The organism is bacterium, assembly GCA_022616075.1.
In the GTDB taxonomy this organism is placed as follows: domain Bacteria; phylum Acidobacteriota; class HRBIN11; order JAKEFK01; family JAKEFK01; genus JAKEFK01.
Window position 1 is genome coordinate 1 of the sequence record JAKEFK010000297.1, and the last position, 12,494, is coordinate 12,494.

Consider the following 12,494-nt stretch of genomic DNA (forward strand, 5'->3'; position numbering starts at 1 on the left):
GCGGCTCAGCGCGATCTGCTGCCAGAACGGCCGTGCGCCAATGCCCCGCATTTGGATATTGCAGCGTCTTCTGGACCACAGAAGATAAATCGGCCGTTGTTCTGACCGGCAAACGACCGACTGCGCGATCTGGCAAGGAGTCGCCGTTCAAAATCTGTAAACAACGGATCACTGGCTGAGTAGTTAGCAAGCTCATGGGTCCGGGTGTATAGCGTTGGGATAAAACTGATCGAACCTAATCCCAGGTAATTGTGATAATCATACGTATCGCCGCCGACCAGCAATACATACTGAGTCCCGAGATTCGCCGCCGCAAATCGAATGTAATCGCGGATAGCAAGCGGATCGAAATTGCTGTGGCTGAACTGAGCATAAATGTCGTTAACATCCACAACTTTTACCGTATATCCTTGAGCCTTGCGCGCGTCAACTAGAGGTTGAATTCCCGAAATAAAATTCGGATGTGACACGACCAGCAATTGAGCCGATCCTGTTTTAATATTAACCAGCGGCTTCACAGGTGTTGCCGGCGGAAGAGCTACCGCAGATACGACCACATATTTTGCAGCTGTTGTTAAACCACGGAAAGTCACATTGAAGTTTCCCGTTGAACCTGCAATCTTCAGCGCTGTCATCTGAGTTATTTTCGACCCTTCCACCCGGTACACAACCGGACTCGAACTGGTCAAACCATCAACACGGAAAGCAGCACCGGTCCCCTCAAAGATCAACGATCCATTTCGGGCCACGAATGCGCGAGGATAAGTCACACCATAACGGTCTTGAGCTACCATGTCGTAGTCAAATGGAGTGTCCCCAACAACAGTCACCTTGACGGTGTTATTGCCGTTTATCAGAGCTCCCGCGTTCAGTGCAGCATTTACGGTCATGTTCACGACACCGTCAGCTGATAAGTCTGCAACTTCAATGTTGTTTAAGGCTACTTTCACATGATGGTCCGGAGCCGGATTGATTTCGTCCGGCCAGTCCGTTATCCCGAAAAGACCCACATTCAACGTTGTGGTCGCATTTGCAGAAACCAGATTATCCACAGTCAATGTAAAGCTCTTCGATACTGGCGTCTTAAAAGCCAGTATGTCTGTTTCAATCCAGGGATCACCGCTTGGTGAACTGATTTCGTAACGTTTGTTCTTGTCTACGATTAAGTTCTCCATGTAAAACGGCGCTACCTGCGCTCCATTTTTCACGGCAGTTTTATCAACTCCTACTCGTGTTGCAAGATTGGCGTTGACCTGCAGGATATATACATTCGTTTTGGTATAAAGCGAGTTCTGGCCGGCTCCGTAGAATTCAATGTTGCCACCAGCACCAAATTTCCTGGATCGGCAGTGCTACCCTGAACTTTGATAGGCACAGCGACTCCGCGTAAAGTCAGAGCCAGTGCTGAAGAAGAAGCTGCAGCAAATTCGATCCCCGCGGCTTTCAACTGCCCGTAAGTAACACGATAAATTCCTTCAGAGCTGACGCGCAGCTCGGTTGGAGGATATTGTGTTCCTCCTCCGCCTCCGCCGCCTGGAGCGGCCGCCTCCACGCCGGTCAGTCTGATTTTTTCTCCACGTTTATTTTCAAGATCGATATGCTCGCTCCGAATCGCCTCCCAGTTGATTAGCTCAATTTGCCCGCGTTTGCCATGAACTTCTCCGAGTTGGAACGGACCATGTACGCGGTCACGAGCACGAACGTCAACATCGCTGATGAAAAATGATGTAGCATCGGAAGGAACAGAACCGGTGAACGAATAGTGCTGAGGGGTTAACGAATCGCCTCTTTTGCTCGGAATCAGTTGATGATTGATCTTCTTCAGCCCATCAAGAGTCTGCGCATAAACATTGAATCCAACGTTCCCGACCTCATTCACAGTGCTCCACTCAAATTTGATTCCTCCTGCAACTGCACTTGACCGGAAGAAACTGAGGGTGACAGGGACCGGATCATCTCCGGATTCCGGGCAATCATTGCTGTTCACATTGCACATGTTATCGATGGCAGCGCCGCTCGTATTGTCGCCAACCGCGCCGAGATCGGATGCCGGAAACCGATCATGAAAAGGAAATGCGGTTTTTGTAAAAGAAGATGTTTGGGCGGACCAGCCTCTGCTGCGGATAACGGTTGGGTTTTCTGAAAAATTGCGTGCTATAGCAATCTGGATTACATTTTTCCCGGATCGGGTTATGATTCGCGAAAAAAAGCTGTCGTTCGGATTATAGTCAGCATCATATCCATCACCGATGCAACCTTCTCCTGATCGGAAATCAACGCACTGCAAGTGCCTCCTAACCCACCAACATCATTATTACTGTCTCGGAATCCCTTCGTCTTTCCATCACCGTTACCACCGGTATTTATCCAGGTCGGCGGCCCTTGATTTAGGTGACCCAAAGCAGGGTCATAAAGGAATCCGTAATCCCAGCGAGGACCTGCTTCTGTCACGCGATCCACGTCTATTTCGATTGCAAACCGACGCGATTCCCCTGTATTGTCGTAGTTCCACGAACCGACCATTTCGAACTCGAAATAGAAGAAGTCTGCATCGGCACCTACACGATAGAAAGCGATGTCAGCATCTTGAAAGCCGTTTCCAGCAGGGTTGAGGCTTTCATAAATATCGGCGGCGTAGCTTTGACAGGGCAACACTTCCGCCGTGTTTGTTTGAGAAGCTGCGCCGTCGCAGTCGTCTACGACATTTTGTGTGTTCCCCGTGTTCGCCTGATTCCAGGTCTCATCAGGCTGGGCATACAAAATCGATGCACCAAGTAAAGTTAAAAACACAAGAATTGTGAGAGTGAATGTGATGGTTTTTGAGTCCGGCATAAAACCCCCTGATAAAAAAGTGTCCTCAAGTTCCCTTTTTTAAATCGACTACGCATCTTATAGGAGGCATGAACCCGGGGAAAAAATACAGTACGACCCCCAAAGGATCGCAGACGACCGCCCCGCAATCCTGCGGTTGAGCCCAATAACGGAGTATTCCATCCCAAATCTTTTGCGCTACCGTGCTCAAAGTAGCAATCTTTATGTAAGCGAAATACTGTTTTTGATATGATGATCAGAAAGATGAAAGGAATCCAATTCGGGCGTCGCCAGTGGCTCATGGTGATTGGTCTGGTAATTCTATTAGCCGGTTTGTCAGCCTGCCTGCATTATGTGACGTACAAACATTACAAAGATCATCCGAAAGCTTTTGTTGATGTTCTTTTCCAGCAGGTTATCTGGTGGTCACCATGGATTCCACTTGTTCCTTTGATCATCCGGACGGCCCAGCGATTCCCGGTAGAAAAAAACAAATGGCTGCGATCCCTTTTCATACATGCTGGTTTCTGTTTGATTTTTTCTCTCGTACATCTCACTATGTACGTTACATTTTGCTGGATTCTCGGAGGCCAAACCTGGCTCTACGTCGCAGAGAAAAATAACGAAGGGTACTTCCCTGTTCTATGGCAACTGCTGACTTCACCAACCAAGGTCAATTTCCGGTTGCGCCTTCTCATTTACGCAATCATTGTTCTTGTGAGCCTTACGATCGATTATTACAAACGTTTTCAAAAACGTGAATTGGACCTGAGCAAGCTGGAAAAGCAACTAGCTGATGCTCAATTGCAAGCATTGAAGATGCAGCTTCATCCGCACTTCCTGTTTAACACGCTCAACTCCGTATCCGCTCTCATGTATAAAGATGTGCAGGCCGCAGAAGAGATGATCCTCAAATTGACCAACTTCCTGCACATGACGCTGGAAAGCTCCGGCTCGCAGGAAGTCACTCTGAAAAAGGAGCTCGACTTTTTGAATTACTACCTCCAGATTGAGCAAATCAGATTTCAGGACCGTCTTGCCGTTGAAATGAAAATCGATCCGATGACACTGGATGCGCGCGTTCCGAATTTGATCATGCAACCGATCGTTGAAAACGCCATACGGCACGGAATTGCAACGAGGGCGTCCCAGGGTCATATTGAGATCCGCGCAAAGAGACAGAACGGTGTGATTCAACTTCAAGTCCAGGACAATGGCCCCGGACTCGAAGTCGAAAACGGTGAGATTCGCGAGGGTGTTGGATTAAGCAATACGCGTCTCCGCCTGCAACAAATCTATGGAGATACGTACCGGTTCGATTTGATGAATGCGCCTGAAGGAGGAGTAGTTGCAACTGTAGAATTGCCCTACCAGAAGTGAAATGCTTGTTCGAAATTCGTCCTTCATGAAGCGCTGGTTTCCCTGGATTGTTGCCGCAATAGTTGTAACGCTGCTGGCTGTACTGTTCGGCTATCAAGGATATTTTCAATCGCTTCACGATGACAAAGACCCCATCAGTCTCCAGGAATCCATCACCTGGCAAATGCAGTGGTGGTATATATGGCTCTGTTTGGCGCCGCTGATTCTGCTTCTCGCAAAAAAATTTCCTGTTGCGCGTCCCGGTGGACCCCGAAACCTTGCGATTCACATCCCCGCCGCAGTGGGTCTATCACTGGCGCACACGACAACTCAAACATTTCTGAACTGGTGCGTGGCCACCGTGGCAGGAAAAGGAGAAGCTTTCTGGGGATTGGTAATGAAGATCGGGATTTCCGAACAACTCCAGCTTGGCTTCTTTTTCTATTCAGTCATTGTTGCGATCGCTTCCGCATTGAATTACTACAGGATTTACGAACAAGAGGAGTTAAAGGCTTCCATATTGGAAGCGGAGGTCTCTCAAACACAGTTCCAGGCAATGAAAATGCAGGTTTATCCGCATTTTCTATTCAACACGCTAACGGAAATTACCAGGTTAATGAAAGAAGATGTTGATGAAGCGGACCGGATGATCGCCAGACTGGGAGATTTTTTGCGTTTATCCATGGAGAACCTCGGAACACAGGTAGTTGCATTGCAGAGAGAGTTGAATTTCTTGAAGTGTTATTTGGAAATTGAAAGGATCCGGACACAAAATCGTTTGAGCTTCGATCTGGATGTTGATCTGGACTCCATGGACGCACAAGTTCCGAATCTTTTGCTGCAGCCTTTAATTGAATCTGCGGTCACTCAAATGCGCGATCTACCGGCCCATGTTCAAATATCGGCTCGCAGGGAGAACGGACATTTGCGTGTTCAGATCACGGACAATTGCCGGGATTATCTTTCCGGAGCGGAAAGTGAACCCCTCACTGAGATGAGGGACAGACTACGCCAGATCTATGGAGAGGCATTCTACCTCGATACCGCCAGAAGTCCCGATGGCCGAAATGCAGTGACTCTCGAAATTCCTGTCTGAAAAGTAGCGACTAAATAAAGTCGCTACTACAAACTATTTCTCGAAGTGAATTCTGATTGATCCCTTTTCTATCGAAAAAACGGAATCGTGCAATTTTGCCAGTCTTTCACATTGGGCAAGATCACGAACAGTTACCGGCTTCCCCATATCAAGGATTGCTTCCTTGAGAGTCGGATTTTGTTCAACCGGTGCTTTTGGGCTCGCGTGGTCCGTGATTACTACAGGTCGAACAATGATGCACCCACAGGGTGTCTGTTTATCACTCACAACTGTGACGGGAATCGGACCGCTGAGTGGCTTTTCCTCAGGAAATTGCGATCGCAAAGTAAAGAGCGCATAGATCGCCGCCAGAACCGCTATCAAACGAACAAGAAGCCCAAAAGACCGTCGATTCATAAAAATCTGCAGGATTTAGCAACTTTTGGATGCTTTAAACGATAATACTGAATGAGAGGTTGAAATGAAAGTTGTAAATCGAGCAAATTTGGCAACCGAGTTTTTTGAACCAATCGCTCAAGAATTACAATACCACCGTTCACTCCTGGACATCCTGAAGTGGGCACGAAACCAACCAGCCGGCAAACTCCTTCCCGAAATCCTTTCCGATCTTGTTGTGCAAGATGAATTCACCCATGATCTGGTGATACCCTGGAGCGACCTTTACCTTGTATATGAGACTACCTGTCTGGGTACCGTAACTGCAATCGCCATCTGGGATCATCGTCCAACCGCAGACGAGCTCCTTACGGTTCGCGTGAATGAGGGTTGGCGCCCGGTTCCTTCCAAGCTGAAAGGAGGGGATCAGGTGATCGGTCATGCAGCGTGTCTGATCAACGGCAAGCACTGAATTCGTTACCGGCTATTCTTCCAGTAAAGTTCCTCAGCATTCCACAATGTCCGATGCCGGGAAATTGTGGGCTTGAGATTCCCAATTTCATTTTTTGCACAAACAAATATAGAAGGAATTACTGTAAATATGATCGGTTGTTGATCAGCGAGAATGTGTTGAATCTCATCGTAATATTTCTTTCTGATAGCAAAGTCAACTTCCGATGCCTGAAGGTACATAAGCTCATCAATCCGTTTTTCCCACGGAGTGCGTGGCTTCGTTTGAAGCGGCCACCAGAAATGAAGAGATGCGTAACTGGGCCATACGTTCATCATGCTGTTTGGATCAATGTCGTCTCGTGTTATTCCCAGGAGCGCCGAATCATAGTCAAATGTATTCGTGATTTTCTCAGACAATGTAACAAAGTCTAAAGGAGTGTAGTTCACCTGCACTCCTATTTTTGCAAGATCACTTGCAATGAGATTACACTGCAGGTTCCGTACTGTATTTCCTGAATTAGTGTGGAGGGAAAAACGTACAGCCTTTCCATATTTGTCATACAACTGGCGCTTTCCGGAAGAGTTCTCGCGCAACTCAAATCCGGAGTTTTTCAGAAGCATGATAGCTTTGGTTGGATCGGAGGAGAATCTTGGAACGCGGTTGTTATACCAAATCAGATTTGCCGGACTCTCAGGGGAATAAGAAGCGACACCCTCCCCAAGCAAAGCATTCCGTAACAGGGAGTCTCGATCGATAGCGTGAGAAATGGCCCGACGGAAGTTTACATTTGAGAACCAGGACAACTTGATAGAATTGACGTAGGGTTTTCCAGTTTTTGGGTTTTGCCCGGCATTTTGATTGAAGAAAAGCCCGATCGTATCAAGGGAGGGTCCAACGTTGTACGTTGTCATTTTCAGAGTACTGCCGGCATCCTTGAGTCTTCGAGCGTATTCGGCTCTAATGCTGTAGTAGGTATCTATCTCCCCATTTTCAATTTTTAACTGAATCTGCTCTTGATTCGGGAGGATCAAGAACACGATTTCATTGAGATAGGGTAGTTGAATGCCGCCCCGGTCAGCTTTCCAATAGAAAGGGTTTCTGACAAGGACAATGGATTCACCGGCCTTGTACTGCTTCAGCATAAATGCTCCGAGCGAAACCATGTCCCGCGGCTTCATATCCACGGCCATCGAGTTTATGAATTCTTTCTTCTGATAAACGTCTTGCCACTTGTGCCTTGGAAGAATGGGAATTGCAGCACCATCGATTTGACGAAGGAAAGCCGGAAAGCGAAATGGAAGTTTTGCTATGACGGTGTAATTATCCCTTTTCACCCATTGAATTCTTTTGCCCTGGATGGCTAAAGCGTCCTGCGGGCTGGAGGGAATTTCAGGATCGTTGACGATCTGCATCGTAAAAATAACGTCATCCGCTGAAAAAGGATGACCGTCCGACCATTTGACCGCCCTTTGCAAATGAAAAGTCCAAACCAGATGATCGGAGCTGATCTCCCAAGACTTCGCAATTCCGGGTTCGGGTTGCTGCGTAGCCAGGTTCAATCTCGTCAGACCCGCATGGATCAATTGATTCAAAATCTGGCCAGGCTCATTGGAAATCACAAAGGGGTTGAATGCCTCGGGATCCGAGAGCAATGCACTCATAATCCGGCCACCTTGCCTTCCGTTGACAGGAACCGATCTAGTTTCCTGATTTGCAGCACCTGAGTTTTGCTGTTTTTCTAAACGCACTTCTCCCCTTTTCGGTTCGCTTCCTCTGCACGCTGCTTGCAGCAACATAGTTCCGATTAGGAAGAGAGCAAGCAGATTCCTTTGCGTATGTAGAAGGGCGGTCAATTTAATTTGGAAAAACACGACCATGCTAAAATGTTCTAAATGGCGGGTAATCCTGTTACACGAGATAACTATACTATAGCCGACGCAGAGCTTGTACAAGGCTGCTTAGACGGCGATGAAAATTGCTGGGAAATTTTAATCAAAAGGTATCAAAAGCTTGTTTATTCAGTTCCTTTAAAGTATCAGTTGTCCCGTGATGATGCTGATGACGTCTTTCAGACGGTCTGCATTATCTTACTTGAGAAGCTGAAGACTTTGCGGGACTTGCAAAGCCTTTCTGTGTGGATCTATGTCACCACAAAAAGACAATGCTGGAAAGTTCTCAAAGAAAAACAACGGGAAGAAGGTTTGCGCGATAACCAGGAGCTACGCTTGATTGAGCAGGGAGGCGATGAATTGTTTCTTCAATTTCAGATAGCGCGTTCTGTCGAGCGACTGCCAAGAAAATGCCGGGATTTACTCTCGGCACTGTACTATACTGTCCCGCCTCTTTCCTATGGGCAGGTTTCCGAGAGACTAGGTTTTCCTCCAGGTAGTATAGGGCCTACGCGCGCCCGGTGCTTGAATCACCTGAGGAAAATTTTAGCGAAAAAGAAATTGAAATTTCGGTTAGGAGGTTTGGTCTAAGAATTCCTAAGCGGAATCGTAATGAAGGTAGTTCACATTGGGGGAGGTAATCGATAATGACTGCTATTAAGTGCCCAACCTTTTCAAAACTTCTTGATTTTAGCGAGGAGAAGTTGGCGGCCTCTTCTCGCCGGCGAGTGGATCATCATTTGAAGGGTGGTTGTATCAAGTGCAGGGAAAAGATGGAATGGTTTTCCCAACATTCCCAACTGACGGGTGCCCTACATCTGCAGAATCCTCCTGAGAAAGTGGTCGCTAGTGCCCTTTCTTTGTTCCGGCAAAAGGGGCCTGGAGTCAAGAGCTGGATCCGGATAGCAAGTTCGTTTGAAACACCTGAAGACTTTCAGCTTCATGGAGTACGCGCAATGGATGCTGGATCTCAGCAAAAGAGCCTTGAAACGTCGTTTTACAAAATCTCTTTGATGTTGGCATGTGACAAAGCGGAGCTTACATTAGCAGGACAACTCGAGGCAAAGTCTGCCATTGTAGAAGTCGCTCATTGTCTTGTTGAAATAGTAAGTGGGAAAAAAAACATGCGAAGCACCTTGACAAATGAACGAGGAGAATTTCTGTTTCCCGGGTTGCACACGAAAGATTTCGAACTCAGAATTCATGGGGAACCCGATTCTGTCTTGATTGTATTCGATTCATATCAATCTGCAGAAGGCTAAAAAGGATCGATCGCTCTCAACAGCTTAATCCTTCCAGCACCCAGGAGCTGCTGATAGGGAGGATTTAACGCGTCAATGTTATCTGCTCCATCCAGCATCATTTGCCGGATTTCCTGCGCTGTCTTATTCCAGTTTTGGGAAAGCGAACGAAGAAGTGCGATTTCACCCGATACAAATGCAGCAGACATAGAAGTGCCTTCCCACCAGGCAAACTGCCCGCCCGGGAAGGTGCTATAAATTCCGGTTCCTGGAGCAGACACGTCGATCCAATCCCCGTAATTGGAAAAGGAACTCTTCTTATCTTCCGGATCGGTCGCACCCACTGCAATCACTTCCGCGGAAGCGGCTGGATAGCGACGCGGTGTGCTACGACCATCGTTTCCTGCAGAAGCAATCACGGAAATGTTGTTCAGGACTGCAACCTTGATCGCATCTTCGATGGCGGCAGACGGTTTTTTCATGCCAAGACTCAGGTTTATGATTTGTGCGCCGGCATCCACTGCATAATAGATACCCCTTGCGATCACATCAGCAGTTCCAACTCCATCACTGTTTAAAACACGGATCGGAAGAATCCATGCTTCCGGCGCCACCGCGTGAATAATCCCTGAAACATGAGTCCCGTGTCCGGCTCCTTCATCAATTAATCCGTCGTAATCTTCGTCCAGACCATCCAATTCCTCCTGGGGATTGTCATCATTATCAATAAAGTCCCATCCTGCAGGCGAAATCGAGTAACCCAATGCCGGATGTTTGTAATCCACTCCAGTATCGAGGACCGCTACCGTCACACCATTTCCATTTGAATATTGCAAAGCTTCAGCAGATTTGATGCGCTGCAAAGCTTGCTGATCCTGGTATTTGGAGTCACGAGAATCTGTATCTGTAACGGCGAGCTTCCCTCTTTCTCCTTCGGGAGATTGGCTGAAAAAATTCGGAGTAGCCCATATGATCTGCGGATCTTGTTGCATCGCCCCCAAAGTTACGTCCAGATCTGCCGCGCTGCCGACTTCAAAGGTGTGACTGTTTTGATCCAGGCTGATTTCACCTAACCAGTTCAAATTGTATCTGTAAATGATTGTTCCTACAGATACTTCCGGCTTCAGGCGAGCCAATATTTCAAGCGCACTGTGAGGGTCGTCCTGAACAGGGTTGTCTCCGGATTCGGGACAGGTGTCGTCGTTTGTACCGCAAACGTTGTCAATGTTATCGCCCATCAGGTCCTTTGACGAAAATTGATCATGATAAGAAAAATGATTCTTGTCGAACGAAGACGACCCACTGGACCACGCGCGACTCCTAATCCTGGCGGGAGCTGAAATAAACGCGGAACGCCTCACTGCGATCTGTGGGATGTTCTTTCCTCCCCGATCTAGGATTCTTGCATACCATTCATTCGAAGAATTGCTTCGACCAAAGAAGTCCTTTTCGTAACCATCGCACGCCGAACCCGGACAGTTGTCACCAAGGAACGAATGGTCAGGACTATAAGGGTATGGACCGCCGAGGTCATTATCAGAATCCTGGAAAGCCTTCAGCTTGTCATCGCCAGAATTAAAGTTATCAACAGGTACCCATTTCCCTCCCTGATGTTTCTTTTGGGGTGTATAGATAAATACATAGTCGTAGCGATTCGGTGTTTCCGAGGATCGATCTACATCGATTTCTAAAACATATTGGTGTGATTCACCGGACTGATCCGGATACTCGCATTGATTCCAACTGCCCGCAAGCTCAAATTCAAAGTAAAAGAAACTGCTGTCCGCACCCACTCGATAAGCAAAAATATCCGAATCACAGGTTCCTTTTCCGCTTGAATCCAGACTTTCGAAGAGATCCGCGTTATAACTCTGACAGGGGAGAGACTCGGCAATATTCGTCTGTGCGCCTTTGCAGTCCTTCAGGACGTTTTGTGTGTCGTTTGTATTTGTGAGATTCCATCCCTCATTGGGATTGGGTGTTTGAGCTAGAGCGTTCGAGGCAAACCAGGATAGCAGAAAAAGGCAAAGCAATTTTGGACGAAAGAACAATCCGTCCTTGGCAGAATCCCCCATAAATCTTCGGCCTGATGCGAACCATACTCTATCATTCATGACAAATCTGTGTCAATTTCGTATTTTTTGCGCATTTTCATACCTCCTTTATGAGTGACCTCGTAACCCTTATTTCACCAGTCAATTAAGTAAATGTTCGGGGCAAAAATAGTCGTTCATTACCAAAACGGTCGTGTATTGAAAGGCTTTAGTCCGGATTTCTCTTCCAATAGAAGTCTTTTTCACGTTATTCCTCAGGATTCGACTGAGAGTTTTCACCGTATTCCCGTTCTTCAGTCGGAACTAAAGGCAGTGTTTTTTGTAAAAGACTTTCAGGGAAACCCCACTTACAATGAAGTGAAGGAATTCAATTCTTCAGGTCCGGTCTCCGGCCAAAGAGTTCGTGTCCATTTCAAAGATGGAGAGATACTAGTTGGAACGACGCAGATTTATGATCTGGACAGGCATGGATTTTTTTTGATCCCGGCGGATCCTGCTTCCAACAATAATGGATGTTTTGTCATTGTTGCTGCAACCAAAGAGATCGTTTTTTTGTAATATCAATTTGTTCCTCACAAGATTTGTCACATGACTCTTAATTTTCAGGATCTAGTCACTCGAATCTACAATGAAATACCCAGGAACCCCAAGACTGCTCTCAAATGGGCAGAAGAAGGACTCACTCTGACAAACAGGAAGTCAGACGGCCCGATGATGGCCAAGCTGATACTTTGCCGCGCTCATGCATTGCGTGAGTGCGGCAGATATGAGGAAGCCGTAAGGGATTATGACACGGCTAAGAAGATTCTTATCTCCCACAAAGAAGCCATAGAAGCGTGGCGAACCGCCATTGGAAAAATCGACGCTCTCAACCAGTTAGGACGTTACGAGGAAGCTCTTCGGACCGCAGAAAAAGCTCTACAATTTTTCAGCCGGAATCGGCTTCCCATTTGGTTGGCAAAGACTCATGCGAATATGGGAAATGTTTATCACAATCTCGGGAAATACCCGCTGGCTCTTAAGCACTACCGCATCGGATATTCCACCTTGCATAAGGAAAGGCCGCTGGACGGATACGTCCTTCTTTTTAATCAGGCCAGCATCCACCTGTGCGAGGGCAAGCCCGAGCAAGCTCTAGACTTACTGGATCGATGCAGGACGTACTTTGAAGAACAGAAGTTGTCTTCATTTCTTGGACGGACTTATTACAATGTA

At 47.2% G+C, this 12,494-nt stretch carries 13 protein-coding genes; 7 read left to right on the forward strand and 6 right to left on the reverse strand.

Annotated elements, in window-relative coordinates:
• Positions 1-5: 5 nt before the first annotated feature.
• Genes L0156_23960 through L0156_23970 form a run of 3 tightly spaced genes read right to left on the reverse strand, consistent with a single transcriptional unit; the run spans position 6 to position 2,832 of the window.
• Positions 6-1,208, reverse strand: a complete 1,203-nt coding sequence (locus tag L0156_23960) for a C25 family cysteine peptidase (protein MCI0606055.1) — start codon at positions 1,206-1,208, stop codon at positions 6-8.
• Between the two features lie 17 nt (positions 1,209-1,225).
• The gene (locus L0156_23965; protein ID MCI0606056.1) at positions 1,226-2,287 is read right to left on the reverse strand and encodes a hypothetical protein; all 1,062 of its coding nucleotides are present in this window, start codon (positions 2,285-2,287) and stop codon (positions 1,226-1,228) included.
• Positions 2,191-2,832: a hypothetical protein gene (locus L0156_23970; GenBank protein ID MCI0606057.1), complete on the reverse strand. Its 642-nt coding sequence runs from the start codon at positions 2,830-2,832 to the stop codon at positions 2,191-2,193. Before L0156_23970 ends, L0156_23965 begins: the two co-directional genes overlap by 97 nt.
• 228 nt (positions 2,833-3,060) lie before the next feature.
• On the opposite strand from L0156_23970, the gene L0156_23975 reads away from it, so the two are divergent.
• Both L0156_23975 and L0156_23980 read left to right on the forward strand, forming a co-directional pair.
• Complete coding sequence (locus L0156_23975) at positions 3,061-4,191, forward strand: histidine kinase (GenBank protein MCI0606058.1); 1,131 nt, start codon at positions 3,061-3,063, stop codon at positions 4,189-4,191.
• A gap of 25 nt (positions 4,192-4,216) precedes the next feature.
• A complete protein-coding gene (locus L0156_23980; protein ID MCI0606059.1) occupies positions 4,217-5,266 on the forward strand; it encodes a histidine kinase in 1,050 nt (349 codons plus the stop codon).
• Between the two features lie 33 nt (positions 5,267-5,299).
• Here L0156_23980 and L0156_23985 read toward each other — a convergent pair whose 3' ends face one another.
• Positions 5,300-5,662, reverse strand: coding sequence for a hypothetical protein (locus tag L0156_23985; GenBank protein ID MCI0606060.1), 363 nt, complete (start codon positions 5,660-5,662; stop codon positions 5,300-5,302).
• 64 nt (positions 5,663-5,726) lie between these two features.
• On the opposite strand from L0156_23985, the gene L0156_23990 reads away from it, so the two are divergent.
• Positions 5,727-6,113: a hypothetical protein gene (locus L0156_23990; GenBank protein MCI0606061.1), complete on the forward strand. Its 387-nt coding sequence runs from the start codon at positions 5,727-5,729 to the stop codon at positions 6,111-6,113.
• 5 nt (positions 6,114-6,118) lie between these two features.
• Here the strand turns inward: L0156_23990 and L0156_23995 are convergent, their stop codons facing one another.
• On the reverse strand, positions 6,119-7,891 hold the full coding sequence (locus L0156_23995) for an ABC transporter substrate-binding protein (GenBank protein MCI0606062.1): 1,773 nt from the start codon (positions 7,889-7,891) through the stop codon (positions 6,119-6,121).
• Between the two features lie 96 nt (positions 7,892-7,987).
• On the opposite strand from L0156_23995, the gene L0156_24000 reads away from it, so the two are divergent.
• Both L0156_24000 and L0156_24005 read left to right on the forward strand, forming a co-directional pair.
• On the forward strand, positions 7,988-8,575 hold the full coding sequence (locus L0156_24000) for a sigma-70 family RNA polymerase sigma factor (protein ID MCI0606063.1): 588 nt from the start codon (positions 7,988-7,990) through the stop codon (positions 8,573-8,575).
• Between the two features lie 56 nt (positions 8,576-8,631).
• Positions 8,632-9,246 carry a hypothetical protein gene (locus tag L0156_24005; GenBank protein MCI0606064.1) on the forward strand — a complete coding sequence of 205 codons (615 nt, stop codon included), beginning with the start codon at positions 8,632-8,634 and terminating at the stop codon, positions 9,244-9,246.
• On the opposite strand, the gene L0156_24010 is transcribed toward L0156_24005, so the two are convergent.
• Entirely contained in the window at positions 9,243-11,339 is a 2,097-nt protein-coding gene (locus L0156_24010) for a S8 family serine peptidase (protein MCI0606065.1), read from the reverse strand. The genes L0156_24005 and L0156_24010 overlap by 4 nt on opposite strands.
• A gap of 93 nt (positions 11,340-11,432) precedes the next feature.
• Between L0156_24010 and L0156_24015 the strand changes: the two genes are divergently transcribed.
• Positions 11,433-11,837, forward strand: a complete 405-nt coding sequence (locus L0156_24015) for a hypothetical protein (protein MCI0606066.1) — start codon at positions 11,433-11,435, stop codon at positions 11,835-11,837.
• Positions 11,838-11,867: 30 nt separating this feature from the next.
• Positions 11,868-12,494: tetratricopeptide repeat protein (locus L0156_24020; protein ID MCI0606067.1), on the forward strand; the 627-nt coding region annotated here is incomplete at its 3' end.